Origin of the sequence: Providencia sp. Me31A (assembly GCF_050487165.1) — a bacterium.
In the GTDB taxonomy this organism is placed as follows: domain Bacteria; phylum Pseudomonadota; class Gammaproteobacteria; order Enterobacterales; family Enterobacteriaceae; genus Providencia.
Genome location: NZ_JBKQGZ010000005.1, coordinates 99,527 through 115,712, shown reverse-complemented (window position 1 = coordinate 115,712; position 16,186 = coordinate 99,527). Strand labels below are relative to the sequence as shown.

At 34.4% G+C, this 16,186-nt stretch carries 19 protein-coding genes; 16 read left to right on the top strand and 3 right to left on the bottom strand.

Features of this window, described 5'->3' with window-relative positions:
• Nucleotides 1–219 precede the first annotated feature (219 nt).
• The 6 genes from sra to ACLPIE_RS05615 all read left to right on the top strand — a co-directional run bounded on the left by sra (nucleotide 220) and on the right by ACLPIE_RS05615 (nucleotide 4,494).
• Nucleotides 220–408, top strand: a complete 189-nt coding sequence (gene sra / locus ACLPIE_RS05640; protein WP_430260454.1) for a stationary-phase-induced ribosome-associated protein — start codon at nucleotides 220–222, stop codon at nucleotides 406–408.
• Between the two features lie 224 nt (nucleotides 409–632).
• Nucleotides 633–1,412: a YaeF family permuted papain-like enzyme gene (locus ACLPIE_RS05635; RefSeq protein WP_430260452.1), complete on the top strand. Its 780-nt coding sequence runs from the start codon at nucleotides 633–635 to the stop codon at nucleotides 1,410–1,412.
• A 323-nt stretch (nucleotides 1,413–1,735) separates the two neighbouring features.
• Nucleotides 1,736–2,653 carry a Gfo/Idh/MocA family protein gene (locus tag ACLPIE_RS05630; protein WP_430260450.1) on the top strand — a complete coding sequence of 306 codons (918 nt, stop codon included), beginning with the start codon at nucleotides 1,736–1,738 and terminating at the stop codon, nucleotides 2,651–2,653.
• A gap of 348 nt (nucleotides 2,654–3,001) precedes the next feature.
• Nucleotides 3,002–3,430 (top strand): universal stress protein, encoded by a 429-nt coding sequence (locus ACLPIE_RS05625; protein ID WP_430260448.1) that lies wholly within the window; start codon nucleotides 3,002–3,004, stop codon nucleotides 3,428–3,430.
• 123 nt (nucleotides 3,431–3,553) lie between these two features.
• Nucleotides 3,554–3,889 carry a hypothetical protein gene (locus ACLPIE_RS05620; RefSeq protein ID WP_430260446.1) on the top strand — a complete coding sequence of 112 codons (336 nt, stop codon included), beginning with the start codon at nucleotides 3,554–3,556 and terminating at the stop codon, nucleotides 3,887–3,889.
• A gap of 167 nt (nucleotides 3,890–4,056) precedes the next feature.
• The gene (locus ACLPIE_RS05615) at nucleotides 4,057–4,494 is read left to right on the top strand and encodes a universal stress protein (RefSeq protein WP_430260444.1); all 438 of its coding nucleotides are present in this window, start codon (nucleotides 4,057–4,059) and stop codon (nucleotides 4,492–4,494) included.
• A gap of 57 nt (nucleotides 4,495–4,551) precedes the next feature.
• Here ACLPIE_RS05615 and ACLPIE_RS05610 read toward each other — a convergent pair whose 3' ends face one another.
• Nucleotides 4,552–4,869 carry a DUF5339 family protein gene (locus ACLPIE_RS05610; RefSeq protein ID WP_430260442.1) on the bottom strand — a complete coding sequence of 106 codons (318 nt, stop codon included), beginning with the start codon at nucleotides 4,867–4,869 and terminating at the stop codon, nucleotides 4,552–4,554.
• A gap of 218 nt (nucleotides 4,870–5,087) precedes the next feature.
• On the opposite strand from ACLPIE_RS05610, the gene ACLPIE_RS05605 reads away from it, so the two are divergent.
• Nucleotides 5,088–5,489 carry a hypothetical protein gene (locus tag ACLPIE_RS05605; RefSeq protein ID WP_430260440.1) on the top strand — a complete coding sequence of 134 codons (402 nt, stop codon included), beginning with the start codon at nucleotides 5,088–5,090 and terminating at the stop codon, nucleotides 5,487–5,489.
• Between the two features lie 4 nt (nucleotides 5,490–5,493).
• Here the strand turns inward: ACLPIE_RS05605 and ACLPIE_RS05600 are convergent, their stop codons facing one another.
• Nucleotides 5,494–6,123 carry a TetR/AcrR family transcriptional regulator gene (locus ACLPIE_RS05600; protein WP_430260438.1) on the bottom strand — a complete coding sequence of 210 codons (630 nt, stop codon included), beginning with the start codon at nucleotides 6,121–6,123 and terminating at the stop codon, nucleotides 5,494–5,496.
• A gap of 200 nt (nucleotides 6,124–6,323) precedes the next feature.
• Here ACLPIE_RS05600 and ACLPIE_RS05595 point away from each other — a divergent pair, with 200 nt between their 5' ends.
• From ACLPIE_RS05595 to ACLPIE_RS05560, 8 genes are all read left to right on the top strand, one after another.
• Entirely contained in the window at nucleotides 6,324–7,133 is an 810-nt protein-coding gene (locus ACLPIE_RS05595) for a threonine/serine exporter family protein (protein ID WP_430260608.1), read from the top strand.
• Nucleotides 7,124–7,594: a threonine/serine exporter gene (locus tag ACLPIE_RS05590; RefSeq protein ID WP_430260437.1), complete on the top strand. Its 471-nt coding sequence runs from the start codon at nucleotides 7,124–7,126 to the stop codon at nucleotides 7,592–7,594. The genes ACLPIE_RS05595 and ACLPIE_RS05590 overlap by 10 nt, the downstream gene beginning before the upstream one ends.
• 570 nt (nucleotides 7,595–8,164) lie before the next feature.
• The gene (locus tag ACLPIE_RS05585; RefSeq protein WP_430260436.1) at nucleotides 8,165–8,542 is read left to right on the top strand and encodes a YgiW/YdeI family stress tolerance OB fold protein; all 378 of its coding nucleotides are present in this window, start codon (nucleotides 8,165–8,167) and stop codon (nucleotides 8,540–8,542) included.
• Nucleotides 8,543–8,960: 418 nt separating this feature from the next.
• A complete protein-coding gene (locus tag ACLPIE_RS05580; RefSeq protein WP_430260434.1) occupies nucleotides 8,961–9,158 on the top strand; it encodes a hypothetical protein in 198 nt (65 codons plus the stop codon).
• A gap of 453 nt (nucleotides 9,159–9,611) precedes the next feature.
• On the top strand, nucleotides 9,612–11,492 hold the full coding sequence (gss, locus tag ACLPIE_RS05575; RefSeq protein WP_430260432.1) for a bifunctional glutathionylspermidine amidase/synthase: 1,881 nt from the start codon (nucleotides 9,612–9,614) through the stop codon (nucleotides 11,490–11,492).
• Between the two features lie 380 nt (nucleotides 11,493–11,872).
• The gene (locus ACLPIE_RS05570; protein WP_430260430.1) at nucleotides 11,873–12,397 is read left to right on the top strand and encodes a Dps family protein; all 525 of its coding nucleotides are present in this window, start codon (nucleotides 11,873–11,875) and stop codon (nucleotides 12,395–12,397) included.
• Nucleotides 12,398–12,811: 414 nt separating this feature from the next.
• The gene (locus ACLPIE_RS05565) at nucleotides 12,812–13,102 is read left to right on the top strand and encodes a hypothetical protein (protein WP_430260428.1); all 291 of its coding nucleotides are present in this window, start codon (nucleotides 12,812–12,814) and stop codon (nucleotides 13,100–13,102) included.
• 334 nt (nucleotides 13,103–13,436) lie between these two features.
• Nucleotides 13,437–13,997, top strand: a complete 561-nt coding sequence (locus ACLPIE_RS05560) for a DedA family protein (protein WP_430260426.1) — start codon at nucleotides 13,437–13,439, stop codon at nucleotides 13,995–13,997.
• 99 nt (nucleotides 13,998–14,096) lie between these two features.
• On the opposite strand, the gene ACLPIE_RS05555 is transcribed toward ACLPIE_RS05560, so the two are convergent.
• Complete coding sequence (locus ACLPIE_RS05555; protein WP_430260424.1) at nucleotides 14,097–14,396, bottom strand: HdeA/HdeB family chaperone; 300 nt, start codon at nucleotides 14,394–14,396, stop codon at nucleotides 14,097–14,099.
• A gap of 816 nt (nucleotides 14,397–15,212) precedes the next feature.
• On the opposite strand from ACLPIE_RS05555, the gene ACLPIE_RS05550 reads away from it, so the two are divergent.
• Nucleotides 15,213–16,169 carry an endonuclease gene (locus ACLPIE_RS05550; RefSeq protein WP_430260606.1) on the top strand — a complete coding sequence of 319 codons (957 nt, stop codon included), beginning with the start codon at nucleotides 15,213–15,215 and terminating at the stop codon, nucleotides 16,167–16,169.
• The last annotated feature ends 17 nt before the right edge of the window (nucleotides 16,170–16,186 follow it).

Genomic DNA, 16,186 nt, shown 5'->3' with positions numbered 1-16,186 from the left:
GAGTTTAGTACTGATATTGTTTATTTAGGCATTTAATAACCATTTGTAATTAATAAGAATAACTGTATTATATATTGTTGTGTCGATGGTATAATAACAAAGTTACAATTAGTTTTACCTTTGATGTAAATCTAAAAAGCCCTTGTGGTCAACGATGACTATAATTTTGATATTCATTATTTTAATGAATTTAAATATTCGTAGTTTAAGGAGTCGATAATGGTTAGTAATAATAATGCCCGTCGTTTATTAGGTATGCCATACAAGCAAAGCCGTTCCAAAAGAAATATACGTGTTTCACTGGGCTCTAAAGATAATGTTTCTGTAGCAATACAGAAAAATAAAGCAACAGAAAAGAAAACATATCACTCAGTTACCGTGTTTTATCCGGAATATGTGATTAGCTAATTGAGTGAGAGTAACCCTCTAGCTTTTTTAGGGGGTTACATCAATGTTATGAGTTTGCGGTCTTACTAGTAATTTTCTTCTTAATTATGCCTATTGTTGCGCTATCTTATTTTTTCATCCTAAAACATTTTAAATAATAAATTGTAGTCATAAATTACGTTAAGCGATAAAATTAGCTTTATAGATTAAAGCTAAAAATAAAAATTAATATTAGGTGTTTTAGGATGAGACTTCGCATTGCGTTTCTACTTTTTTGTAGTGTTTTTTTAACTGGCTGTTCTACTCAATTCAACACAGATAAAGAAACCAATCGCCTTAAATTTAGTGTTCAACATGCAAATACACTCCCTATTAATGATTCGGTTGAGCCACTCGCGGTTTCTGACATGTTGCCTGGTGATATTCTTTTATCATCCGCAACAGGACTAAACTCATGGGGTATTCGATTGTTTAGTATAAGTGGTGTAAGCCATGCATCCATTTATTTAGGCTATGGTGAAGTCGCCGAGTCGGTAGGCAGTGGAGTCAGATTAATCACATTAGATCAAGCGATAAGAGACTCAAATAATATGGTTGTGTTGCGACAATCAGGCATTACATCATTACATGCAGAAAAGCTGAGGGAATTTTCGGTTCACAATGATGGCCGTAAATATAATTATAAAGGTATTGTAATGATAGCCCCGTGGATGATTACAAAAAGAGTATGTGAGCTCCCTCTCATTGGTGAAACTATACGTAATTTCTGTTTGAAAACATTAGCTAAAGTTCAGCTAGGAGATGATATTGATCAAGCAAATGGCTTCTTTTGCTCACAGTTTGTTTTAGATGCGTATAAATATGCGGGTATCCCTTTATTTGAGGGGAACTCATCATGGATAACACCTGCTGATATTTTACATATGCGAACTGGGGATGTGCCAACTTTTATGCCAACTCAACGTTTAACATATGTTGGACACTTGAAGTCTTGGAGCTTCAGTAGTGCACTTCGCAAACAGTAGTTCGTTAAAAAAAAGGCCAACTTATAAGGTTGGCCTGCTAAACTGGAAGCAATGTGAGCAATGTCGTTTGTGACAAACCTGAGTAATTTACTCAAGTATTCACGAGGTAAAAGATAACCATTCTCATTTAATAAATCAACCCCTTTTTTTGTGCTGTTTTTTGCCTATCCAGTATGTAGTTATGGGTTTTTATTTATTTAAAAACAATACGTTAACTATTCTTTATCGTCATTGCGGTAAATTATTAAAAATAAATATTTTAAAAAAAACTCATTATCATGAGATTATCTCGACTCGATTAATAATGAAAAGGGAAGGTGATAATGAGAAAGCTACGCATTGGTATTGTTGGTTTAGGTGGTATTGCTCAAAAAGCCTATTTGCCGATTTTGACAAAAGAAGAAAATTGGCAACTCGTTGGTGCTTTTTCCCCTAACCAGTCTAAGGCTAAATTAGTTTGTGATAGTTATCGGATGCCATTGTTTGGTTCTCTTGATGAGCTTGCTAAGCAATGTGATGCTGTTTTTGTACATAGTGCAACGTATAGCCACTTCGAGGTGATTAGCTCGTTATTGAAGAACAACGTGCATGTTTATGTTGATAAGCCATTAACAGAGCAAATTGGTCAATCTGAACAGTTGATTGATTTAGCACATCAAAGACAAAAAGAGCTCATGGTTGGCTTCAATCGTCGATTCTCTCCCTTTTATCTTGCTTTAAAAAATCACACCCAACAATTTTTCTCCATTCGTATGGATAAACATCGCACTAATAGCGTTGGACCAAAAGATGTGCGGTTTACCTTATTGGATGATTATTTACATGTGGTTGATACCGTTCTTTGGCTGACAGGGTCAAAGGGAAAATTATTCAGTGGAAGTATTCAACAAAGGGATTTAGGTGAACTATTCTATGCAGAGCATCACATACGAGCTGGGGAGTATTGGGTAACAACGTCAATGCACCGAAAGGCGGGTAGTCAGCAAGAACAGTTGATTGCTATTGCCGAAGATACTACCCACCAAATCACAAATATGAACCAGTGGCACAGTGAAACTCAACAAGGGATCAGTGAGAAATTTCCTTCAAGCTGGGAGTCAATCTTAATTCAACGCGGTTTTGATGGGGCTATTCGTCATTTTATTGACTCTGTTAGTAACCAGACTCAAACTTTTGTGAGTGGTGAACAAGGTATTCTTGCTCAAAGAATGATTGAAGATATGCTGTTAGCCTCTAAGTAAGGGAACACATGTATTTCTAGCGTTATTGTTAAGCTGAGTTAATAATAGGTCTTACATATAGCGCCATACTGAGGTTTACAGTGCTAAATTTACAAAACAGTTCAGATGTATAGCTTATTGCAGGTTTAGGCTCTATTGTTAGCGAGCATCAAGAGCGTCATCATTTTATGTGGAGTTTTTTAAGTTGCCACTAAAGCCCACTGAAGAGGGCAGCTAATATTTGACTAAGGGAGTTGTTTTTAAATTATCGCTGGAGATCTCATTTATTTTGGTGAGTGAGAGACATTTTTAGTTAATAGTTTATAATTTTATTGTGGATTTTATTTTAACTATTTTGTAGGAGGGGTTATGTATAAAACGATTCTGGTCCCTATTGATTTAACTGAAGATGAGCTGACCAGCAAAGCGGTTCGCCATGCAGTAAATCTAGCAAAACAATCAGGTGCTAAAATTCACCTGATACACGTTTTGCCTATTTCATCAGCAATTATTAATGCTTATGCCTTGGGATACATGGAAATAAAAGACCGTGCAACCGTTAAAGCTGAAGAAGACATGAAAATGCTGATGGACTCTATCGACTTGCCTCACGATGATGTGAGCTATACCATTACATTTGGTTCTCCACGTGATGAAGTGATTAATACTGCCAAAGATATCAATGCAGACATTGTTGTAATTGGCTCTCGTCGTCCAAATATTACAACCCACCTTTTAGGTTCTACTGCAGCAGGTATCGTTCGCTACGCAGAAACTTCAGTGCTTGTTGTTCGTTAATTGCAAAGAAAGAGCTTACATATAGTAGGTTCTTTCTAATCATGCTTCTCTAGTTATAAATTTAATCGGTCATATAGAATATTCGTACTTATTTTAATTATAACGTGGGATCTCTGAGTTATTATGGAAAAATTTTCAAAAGAGTTATTGCGTGTTGAGTTCTTTGCGATCAGAGTGATACGTTTCTATTTCTTGGCACTTTTAGTTTTTTTTCTTGGATTATTACCCGGTATTATTGGTTTTTATTTTATCGAGGGGCACTCACTGATTGAATCAATGTTAAATGCATTGTCAATGTTAAGCGGGCAAGAAATAGAGCCTGCTCCTATTACTCGTGGTGGGCGTTTTTTTATTGCAATTTATGGTTTATTTCTACAAAGTGTTTTTATTATCAGTATTGGTTTGATTGTGACGCCTTTTATTCACCGTATTTTACATAAATGGCATTTAGAAGAATAAACATTTTTTAGCAATAGCAGGTAAGTTCACAGCTTTTTAACTTTAGAAATACTATACTTTTGGGGACGTAATAATAATTATTCACCCGCATCTCCTCGTCTTTAGGTTGTAATAATGAGCAAAAATACTACCTGAAAGTAGGAGTAACACAGCTAAGAGGGCATCATATGTATAAAACAATTTTGGTTCCCGTGGATATATCTGAAGATGTGCTAACTGATAAAGCATTAAAACATGCGATTTATTTGGCAAAAATTTCTGATGCAAAAATTCACTTATATCACTCGGTACCTGATGTTTCACGATTTTCAATGAGCTATAGCTATCATTATGATTTATTGTCTTCTTTCGCAAAAAAAGCGGTTGAGAGGTCAGAAGAGCAATTAAAAGAGATTATTGAGAAAATTGATTATCCTTCAGATAAAATCTCTTATAAGGTCGATTTCGGTTCACCAAGAGATAAAGTTTTAGCTGAAGCCGAAAATATTGAAGCAGATTTAATTGTCATTGGTTCACGGAATCCAAGTATTTCAACGCACTTATTAGGCTCTAATGCATCAGGTATCGTTTCTTACGCAAAAATATCGGTACTGGTGGTACGTTAATGATAATAAAAAAACGGCCTGAAGGTCAGGCTGTTTTTTGCATGAATAGTTGATGTATTATTGGGGTTTAACGGCTTCTTTTGCTTGTTCAATCGCTTTGATCGCTTGGCTACAAGCTTGCTCTTGGGCTTCATCTGGATAGCTTGCTAACGCTTTTTTAGCTTCTTCTAACTGGGATTTCATTAGTGCGATTTGTTCCTCTGCATTAGCCTCATTTTTATATTGTTCTTCTGCTTGTTTAACAAGCTCATTCATTTCTTTAAAATAAGTATCACATGTAGGCCCCGCACTTGCATTGAAAGCGGTTAGCGCCACAAATAATCCACATATTACTGGAAGAGTTTTTTTCATCATCATTTCGCTTTTGAAAGTCATAATGTAGTCAGGATAACACTCCATACGAAAAAACGCATCACTCAAGCATAGTTAATATTTTTAAGATATACATTTCAGCTAGGATTGAGGGAGTTTCGCAATAAAGCACATAACCCAATAGCATATATTGCAAAAAGTAAATGATAATCATTATTGACTAATGTGAATAATAAAGTGTACAGTCAAGTACACTTTATGTTGGGTTATAGAGAATCGCTATGCTGAATAAAATTATGATTAATACGGATAGTTGGCCGGTATGCATGATGAATAATTTTCCATCATCTTTGGATGAAACGCGCTTGTGGATTGAAGAAATGGATTTATTGTTGTCAAAAAGAGCACAGTTCGTCTTAGTTTACCCCCCGATTGCTTCGAAAGAAAAGCCGTCAGCGGAAGATATAGAGGGGATGAAATATGTTCGTCGCTGGTTAAAATACGCAAAAGAAGCGATGGAACAACATTGCCGAGCTTTAGTTGTTACCTTGCAACCCGATGGTAGTGATGCTGAAGAAAAAGAACGGATGGCACCAATGCTATCAGCTCTGTATGGCTCTGAAGTATTATTAGCCGTTGATATTAAAACAGCTAAAGAACGGGCTAGATCAGTGCTGACGTAATGCTTTACGCACTTATTTTACGGATATAACTGGCGATGATATCAACAGAAAGCGCAATTTGTTGTTGAATAAAATCATCGCTAGGTTTGAAATCAGCTACACAAAAAGTGGTGGTGAAAACATCTGCTTTTAACATTTCCAAAAAACGAGAGGAAATACTTAAGAGTGTTTCTTCAGCAGCGTTTACATCGGGTAATTGAGCTAGCTTTTGGCTGAGTAAACGATAACTTTTTACTGGGCCTTGTTCGAAAAAAGCTTGGGTGATTTCAGGGAAACGGTTATATTCACCTAAAATTAAACGATATAAGCCAATAGATTGTGGTTTCAAGACATTCAACAAAAACCGTGAACCATAAAATGATAATACTGTTTCTATAGTGTCAAGTGGCGGATTTTTTTCGTTTGATTCAACAAAGATGTCATCAATCAAAGTGGCAATAACAGCTGCAAATAATCCCTCTTTATCACCAAAGTTCTTATAGAGTGTTGAACGAGACCCGCCTGCGCGTTCAATAATCATATCCAATGTAGCACCTTCAAAACCGTACTGAAGAAAAATTTCAGTTGCCGCAGTGATTAATGCTTGATTACGACGTTGCCCCTTAGGGGTTTTAGCGGTTAACGGGCTATTCATGAAAGATTAATCCTATCTTTATTGTTGAACTAGTAAATAACACTATAAATTTTATCAGAATAGTTTAAATCGAGTCACTATATTCACTGATTTACCTGAAAGAGATCATCATTTAAGCTTATATTTGGCTTTATGATATTTACAGAGACTAACATGTTTAAAAGAATATCTGAATGATTGTCATAATGTTGGGGGCTAAGATGGTAGAGTGCGTAAGTGACCAAGCAAACAGTGAAAGTGAATTGATAGATAAACAACGAGAGATAACTCGGCTATGCATTGAATGCGGATTACTACTGTTGCAACACGGTGCGGAAAGTATGCTAGTTGAGCAATTAACAGCCAGAGTAGGTATTGCTCTCGGGGCAGATCAAGTTGACAGTGCAATATCGTCGAATTCATTGGTATTGACTACTATTATTGATGGACGGTGTTTGACATCAACCCGCCGTATTGTTGATCGAGGGATCAATATGCACGTTGTTACTGAGGTGCAGCATGCGGTAATTTTGGCTGAACATCATTTATTAGATCGAAAACAATTACAAAAAAAATTAGCTTCAATTAAACCATTGCGTTACCCACGATGGCTGATGGTTGCTATGGTCGCGTTATCTTGTGCTTGTTTTAGTAAATTAAATGGGGGAGGCTGGGAAAGTTCATTGATCACTTTTTTAGCCAGTGGCGGTGCTATGTATGTACGACAAGTACTAACTTCTCATCAGATGAATCCCCTGATTAACTTTTGCATTACCGCGTTTGTCGCGACGTCAGTATCAGGTTTATTACTAAAAATACCACAATTAGCTGTAACAGAAACGATATCGATGGCGGCAAGTGTTCTACTCCTTGTTCCCGGTTTTCCGTTGATAAATGCGATTGCGGATATGTTTAAAGGGCATGTAAATACAGGGCTTGCTCGTTGGACTATGGCCAGTTTGTTGACACTAGCAACCTGTATTGGTGTTGTGGCCGCGATGATAGTATGGGATTTAAGAGAATGGACATAAATTTTCTATTTGAATTAATTGAAAAAATGCTACTTGCTGCGATTCCAGCGCTGGGCTTTGCTATGGTGTTTAATGTTCCCGTTAGAGCGTTGAAGTATTGTGCATTATTGGGAGCGATAGGTTATGGCTCTCGTATGGTACTAATGATGCTAGGGCTAAAAATAGAATGGGCAAGTTTTTTATCCGCTATATTGATAGGGGTCATTGGTATTCAGTGGTCTCGCTGGTGGCTAGCTCATCCAAAGGTGTTTACGGTTGCTGCAATAATACCGATGTTTCCTGGAATTAGCGCTTATGTTGCGATGATTTCGGTCGTTAAAATTTCCCATTTTGGCTATGATCCAAAATTAATGGAAATGCTAGTTACTAACTTTTTAAAAGCCTCTTTTATCGTAGGTGCATTATCTATTGGTATTTCGTTACCAGGCTTATGGTTATATCGTAAACGACCCAGTGTTTAATCGATAAAGTGTAGGACTGAGTTTTAACAACCCTAATAAGAGTAAAATAATAAGTACTACTCGTTCTGCACACATTTCGATAATGTTATTTTCCCCTTTCAAAGCTTGCTAATACATCTGAAAGGGAGATATTTATCACATTGATTTTGTGGGGAGAGTGGTGATTGGTATTTTAATCGGAGTGTCAGGTTACTCAACTAAAAACTATTCATGTGACTTATATCATTTCATTACACACTGCTAAATTGTAAACACGTTGAGTACCTAATGACGTACAAACACGCTTTCATTTACTTGAGTTATTGTATGGGCTCATATAATACGGAAACAATCTGAATATTATTCAATCTTCGACGAGTGTAGAATTACATCTAATTAAAAAAACTAACTAAATACATGGTTTTTATTCAACAGAAAATTCACTTGTGTGTTTTTTAGTGTATTAAATTTATTAATATTTTTTAGTATTTTAAAATTAAAAATATATGTACATAATTTTTAAAAGTTTGCCTTAAGGATTGATTAAGATTTTAGTGGTAAAATATTGCTAGTCAACAAAAAGGGATTATTATGAATAAGGTAATTATTGCAGTTATATTATCAGCGGTGTCATTTGGAGTTCTAGCACATAACCACTCGAATGATAGAACTATACTATCAAGAGGGGGATTTGTCGCGACCGGTCAGGCTATCACGACAGTTGAGCAAGCTAAAGACTTACCAGATGATACGTGGGTTTCTCTTGAAGGTTATATTGTTAAACAACTTGATAAAAAACATTATGAGTTTAAGGACAGCACTGGATCAATTGTTGTAGATATCAACGATAGACGCTGGGAAGGACAAGTTGTTACGCCGGAAACGAAGGTTCGTTTAGACGGAAAAATAGATAAGGAATTCGTATCATTAGAGGTTGATATTAAAAGAGTCACTGTCATAGATAAATAAATGAACTGTTGCCTCACCTTGGTGGGGCTTTACCGGCTAGTCTTTTAGAAAAACCCCTTTACGTTCTTGCTTAAGTTGGTGAGCTTATTTGTCTATGGTGTTTTTTCATATTCATGGCTTGACGACTTCAATAATTAAATAGTTTTGGGTTGAACCGCTTCAAGTTTAAATTTCGAACTTAAATTACGTCAAGTTTAATTTGGGACTTTTGCCACCATTTTGAGTATGAGATATATAGAAACATCTCAACAAGGTAGCAAAGTTAACTAGGTAATTATACCGATAAAAGTGAATATTATCAATGTGTTTAGATGATATTTAACCATAACGCTTTTATTTTGTGTTAATATATAATAAATGATAATAAAAACAGAGTGTTAAAAAATATCTTTCACGGTTTTCACAAAAAGGAGCGGTGATGGAAAATAAAAGAGATGATATTATTATTTTAATAAATCAACACTATCCTGGTTTAATTAAGGATATCGAGCATCTTGAAATTGATACAACGGAAGATACTTGTAGTGTTAGATTTTGGGTAGTTAACGAAGATTTACCTAAATACCTCATTTTTGATAAGCATGAGGGGGAGTTACACTTGTCATATGGAATATAAATTAAGTGTAATGAGAGACAAAATAATTCATAAATTTAGAGCCCCAATTTAAGTAGGGGCTCTTTCTTTTTGACAGAAAAAATCAGTTCACTGTAAATTAAGGATAGTTACATATACAGTTATTTAAGTTATATCTTTGGTGGCTTTTCACTGACTATTTATATTCATTCTTTAATTTAGTAGGTTATAGGTTTTCTATCACAGTACACCGCTGATAGCTGACCTATATTACCTACAAGGAAGAAAGCCTAATTTTAGAGGAAGTGAATAGCATTAGTTAACTAACAGTGATTTTTTTTAAAAAAAAACCTATTAATCCCGACTAATATATTGATATTTTTATTTACTTAGCTATAGAAGCTTTTTATATAAAAGAAATGGATTTTTTATATTTTATAAGCGTAAACTAATCGCCATGGTTAGCCTATTTTTTTATTCATATGGAGCTATAACATGGGGTTAGTAAATAGTGAGCACGAGAAGTTTGGGGCTTTACTTGGATATGCGCCAGGCGGTGTAGCAATATATTCATCCGATTATGATTCATTACTTAATCGGGGGAATAAAAATGATATTTCATTTAGAAGCTATATTGGCAATGAGTATATGGGCTATAAATGGCAGTGTGTTGAATTTGCTCGTCGTTTTTTATACCTCAATTATGGTACTGTATTTAGTGATGTTGGTATGGCATATGAAGTATTTTCCTTGCGTTTTTTGCGGCACGTAGTGGATGATAATATTTTACCATTAAAAGCTTTCATTAATGGGAGTCCTGTTAAGCCTGCTGCGGGGGCCTTGCTAATTTGGGATGAGGGTGGGGAATTTAATAAAACAGGTCATATCGCAATCATTACAAATGTTTATGATGATAAAATTCGCATTGCTGAGCAAAATGTGATTCACCATAAATTACCGATAGGACAGCAGTGGACAAGGGAATTACCGCTGAAATACGATAGGGGACGGTATACACTTTTAGATACTTTTTCAGATACGCATATTTTGGGATGGATGATACAAACAGATAATAATGAGCATGCTTACACAGGGAAGCATATTAACCCTAAATTATTAAATATCCATGCAGCCAAAATAGATAATAACATTGATTTTAGTAACGAATGGTTGAATAAATTAAACCCTATTGAGAATAAATATATTCAAGCTAGACAAGGTAGCATTTTAAATGGTGCACTTCATGAATATTTTACAATATCAAGTACCGCTGAAAACAAATTGATACAGGCTACAAATGAAGTTCACCTTATGTATCTTCATGGGACAGAAAAAGTATTAAAAGATGATAACCTACTGAGACTTTTTAATATTCCAGAAATACTTTGGCCTCGTATTCGCTTATCTTGGAAGAATCGCCGCCATGATATGATTACGGGGAGATTAGATTTTTGTTTGGATGAGCGAGGGTTGAAAGTTTATGAATACAATGCGGATTCGGCTTCATGTCATACTGAAGCGGGTTTAATTATTGATAAATGGTCAAAAGTCGGTAAGTTGGGTACGGGTAAAAACCCGAGTGGTTATTTAACTGAATTACTTTCTAGCACATGGGCACATTCTTCAGCCAAGCCTTTTATTCACATTATGCAGGATGTCGATAGTGAGGAGGATTATCATTCACAATATATGGCACATGCAATTACTGAAGCAGGTTTTGATTATAAAATTATTCATGGTTTAGAAGAGTTATTTTGGAATGAAACCGGTCAAGTCGTTGATAATGATGGTCGTGTATTAGAATGTGTATGGAAAACATGGGCATGGGAAACAGCTCTTGAACAAATCCGGCAGGAGTGTGAAAAAGACGATGAGTACTCTACGTTACAAATTCGTACAGGGCATCCAGAAGATAATAATGTCAGATTAATTGATGTCTTATTAAAGCCTGAGATTTGTGTTTTTGAACCTTTATGGACAGTTATTCCAAGTAATAAAGCGATATTACCTATTCTTTGGTCGTTATTCCCTAACCATCCTTATCTTCTGAATACAAGCTTTGCTATCAATGATGAGCTACGTTTTAGCGGTTACGCGGTCAAGCCAATTGCGGGCCGTTGTGGTGACAACATAGGCTTAATCGGTGAATGCGACACGATTTTAGATGAAACTTCTGGGCAATTTGATAAACAGGATAATATTTATCAACAATTATGGTGTCTGCCAAACATTGCGGGTCGTTTTATTCAAATTTGTACATTTACCGTTGGAGGTCATTATGGAGGAGCATGCTTGCGATCAGATCCATCATTAGTTATCAAAAAAGATAGTAATATGGAGCCATTATGGGTACTTGATGATGATGAATTTTTATAAAAAGGGAGGTTAAAATACAGTTTTTTATATTTTTTTAAAATTCATGTTTTTTTGATTGATAAAATAAAATTCTGTTCCATACTTAAGTAATAATGGTTAGTGAACAATATTAATGACTAAACTAAATAGTTTTGACGGGTAACGTTAAAATAAAAATTTTTAAATGTAATGTTTAAAGCTATTTTTAACGTACTTAAAATTGACAAAAATCAATAAATATGCAGTAAAAGAACATAATTAAAATAATCAGCACATAATAAAAAGTGTTGTTAAAAAGAATTTCACAACCAATTGAGGGATACACGGAAAGATATGAGTGTAATGATCTGATTCACCATCATTACTATCAAAATAGATGCAACAATCTCTAGGAGTTAAATATGAGTAAAGCTAAAGAACTACAAATTCGCCCACTTAAAACACCAACAGACTTAGATCCAAAAGCGACTAAAGATATTAGTGGAGCAATGAATGCGATCTTAGCTGATATTTTTGCTATTTATTTAAAAACTAAAAATTTTCATTGGCACATGAGTGGGCCACATTTTCGTGATTATCATTTATTACTTGACGAACAAAGTGAACAACTCTATTCCATGACTGACCCAATAGCGGAAAGAGTTCGTAAAATAGGTGGCATGACTATTCGTTCTATAGGGCAAATATCAGAAATACAAAGAATAAATGATAATAATGCAGAATATGTTGAACCATTAGACATGCTTGCTGAGCTTTGTGAGGACAATAAAATGTTGGCCTCAGAATTTAGAAAAGCGCATGAAGTATGTGCAGAGCATGGTGATTATTCGACGACGAGCCTCATAGAAAACTGGATTGATGAAACAGAACGCCGGGTTTGGTTTTTATTCGAAGCATGCCGTGAGGCTAAAACATCCGGCCATTAATATAAAAATTTCCATATAACTAATTGAGTTCTATGTCCTTCTAGGAGCCTCTGATTAGGGGCTCTCTTCATTTTAGTTGCCATAATAGAAATCAGCATAAAACATTGAATGTCATTCTATTTTTAGGGTTAAGCAATACCTTAAATTACATTTCTAAAAATAAAGGTGAGTTATTCTAAAAAATAACTGTAATAAATTTCCTAAAGAAAAATAGTTAAATTTAACTGTAATACTTTTCTGTTATCTAACAAATTTATTATTTATTTCATTAATAATAAAGATATTGTTAAAAATATTTAATTATTAATATCAGTGAGTTAAAGTATAGCGGCTCATTTAGTATTCAATTGATGGAAATTACCATATATTATGTTAGGCTTGATATAAATAATTTTCTTGCTTGGAGGGAGCTGAGTGGCTAAACAAAGTTTTGATAAAGTAAAAGTTTTTATTAATAAGAAGTTATCAGCATACAATATTCAGTTTATTGAAGATTACAGAATGCTAACATTTGATTTCGAAGGTTCACTAGAAGAACTTTCAGATAAACTATCCCCAGAGATAAATTTGACTGAGCAAGATAGTGCATTTGCATCTTTTTCGCGGAAACGATCTTCAAGCCTTGAATGGGAGTCTGAAAAGTACGGTGTTTCTGCTATGTACATAGAACCTAATAAAGTCATGGTGATTGTGACTATTTGGTGAGGGCAACAAGTAGTGTCGAATTATTTTTTCCTTACTGGATGCAGTGCATGAGCTTTATTTAAACTAGATAGATGGCACTTGGGTAGTTGTATAAATAGACAGTAAGTAGTTATATTGTTTACCTAAGCTCATTGGTCTTTGATGGCTACAGCTATGTAGTTTGGATAAACGTCAAAAACAATAATTAAAAGCTATAGGTCAAATATTACAAAATATATCGAATGAGAAAATGAAAAAAAGATTTGAGTTCAAATATCAATCTAATCGTTCTTTATCCAAAGGATAAAAATCATTATCGATTTTAGTGAATATTACAATAAAGGTTAATCTTAATATGTCTGATATATTAGCTCATTGGATAACGGAATATGGTTATTTAGCTGTCTTTTTCGGTTCGATGATTGAAGGGGAAACGGTAGCTTTTTTATCAGGTATTGCTGCACATAATCAATTACTTTCCTATCCTAAAGTAATTTTGATGGCGGCTCTAGGTGGGATAATTAGTGATAATGTGTTATTTTATATAGGTCGTTATTTTGGAGCAAAAATCTTACCGAAATTCAAAAAACATAATGATAAAATAGTAAATGTGCAGAAATATATTCAATTACACGAGAATTGGGTTGTTATTGGGATACGTTTTGCTTATGGATTAAGGACTGTAGGGCCGATTATTATTGGTGCTAGTGAGGTAAAGCCATTTAAATTTTTTCTTTTGAATATTATTGGTGGTTCAATTTGGGGGTGTTTAATAGTTTCAGCGGGCTATTTTATCAGTGGTCTCATTCTTTCACTATCAATTCATTTTTCAATAAGCATAGTGTTTGCCATTGGGTTTTTTATACTATTAATGGTTTATTTAAAAAAATACATATTAAAAAAAATAAAGAAATAATGTTAACAACGCTTTACACCTTCATATGTTTTATTTATTGATTAAAGATAAATAAGCCGCATAAATGCGGCTTCAAATTAGAGTTAAACTCAGGTTAAATTATTTTTTGCTGGCAAGATAATCTTGTAGTGTGCCTTCAGGGTTTTTCTTGCAAAACTCAATAATTAAAGGAGCTTCTGCAACGCTCTGTTCAGATAGTGCCACCCAGTCCCCGTTTTTAAACTGAGTATCTTGTGATGTGACCCAAAGAGCAACAGGAGCCCAACTTTTAGGGTTTAGATCAACATATTCTTTGCAAGTCATATTTTCAGGAGTGGATGCTGTTTTATCTGAAGCGGCTGCATTAAACGCTAAGGTGCTCATAGTGATTAAACAAGTGGAAATTAATAATTTTTTCATGATTACTCCTAGTTATTTAGTTACAACTAATGATATTAAAAAGTATACCATATTATAAATAGTAACAAATCTAATTAAAGTCAATAAAGTTATCGTAAAAATAATAAATATATCATAATAGAATCATCATTAATTGATATTTAAAACTTACTATGCATAATAAATTGATAATTAAATCAAAATAAGAACATCTTAAATCGGTGGTTATTGAAAATAGTTTTCATACATATTTTAGCCTAATGATTTGATTGTTAGTTATTAAATTATAAGTTCAGGCAGTAATATCATTTTATATTTTTCTATCGCTGTGTTAAATTTATTTCCCACAGATTTTCTTATATCCTATCAAAGTAATATTCCAAAATTCAGTCTTGTTTTTATAGAAAAATATAAATAGGATCGCTAAGTATAAGGAGGCACCCTATCTTGATAGAGATATATGGGTTGGGGCATTTTAGTCTAAACGATTCCTTGCTTGCAAACAAAGAAGAGGAGCTTACTAGGAATCTATATTGATTGTTTATATCTTGGCGTTTTTTTAAGAAAAAAATAGTGCTGAAGTTGTGAAAAAATAGGAAGATATCCCTTACTTAAAGTTATAGTATATTGCTTATTTAGTTTTATAAGTGTCGCATTTTGATATTTTTTATTATTTTTCATCTTTGCATGCATGATTAACTCATTGAATTTAGTATTGTTTTTTAGTCTTTCTGTCTTTTTATATTAAAGTGTTAGCGATAAAGCTAACGTTTCGTGTTAATTTTTGCTGTTATTCTGATTAATGGTGTGATTTTGAAACAACTTAGTTTACTCAATATTGTTAGGTGTTTTGTTCTTTCTGGATTTCTTTTTTTTCCCTTTTCATCATTTTCTGCTCCAAGTTCTTTTACAGAAGCAAAGGTGCAGAGTAAAACGCAAGTTTATCACGATCGAAACAAACAAGGTGAAGGTACTATTTATTGTGGTTGCCAATGGGAGTGGGTAGGGAAAAGTGGCGGTGTGGTTGATTTAACATCTTGTGGCTATCAAGTTCGTAAACAGCAAACTCGTGCGGAGCGCATTGAATGGGAACATATTGTTCCTGCTTGGGTATTTGGGCATCAAAGGCAGTGCTGGCAAAATGGTGGCAGGAAAAATTGTGTTTCTGCAGATCCCGTCTTTGGCAAGATGGAAGCCGATTTACATAATTTGGCTCCTTCTATTGGAGAAGTTAATGGCGATCGTAGTAATTATAACTTTGGCCAACTAGCTAAAAATACCGCTTACCCTTACGGTATGTGTAAAAGCCGTATTGATTTCAAACAAAAGGTATTTGAACCTCGAGATGAGGTAAAAGGGCAGGTTGCTCGTGTCTATTTTTATATGCATGACCGCTATAATTTGTCGATGTCACGTCAACAGCAACAACTTTTGATGGCATGGGATGCGAAATACCCGGTAAGTCCATGGGAAAAACTACGTGATGAACGAATTTCTAAAGTGATGGGGCACCATAACCCATTTGTTACAGGGGAGAAAAAATGGAATTTGGGCCATAAAAATGGAAGTGAAGGATTAACCATTTTACCTTCTTTTGGTAAACAAGAAGAAAAAGCACGCAACAATAAGAATGATAGATTTGAAATAAAAGGAAATATAAATTCAAAAAAATATCATTTTTCATATTGTTCAGGTTTTAAAACCACGGCGGATAAAAACGCTAAAATGTTTGATACCGAGGCAGATGCACAAGCTGCGGGATTCCAACGAGCGGCCAACTGTAAATTGCGTTAGTTAATCAATCGCCATAA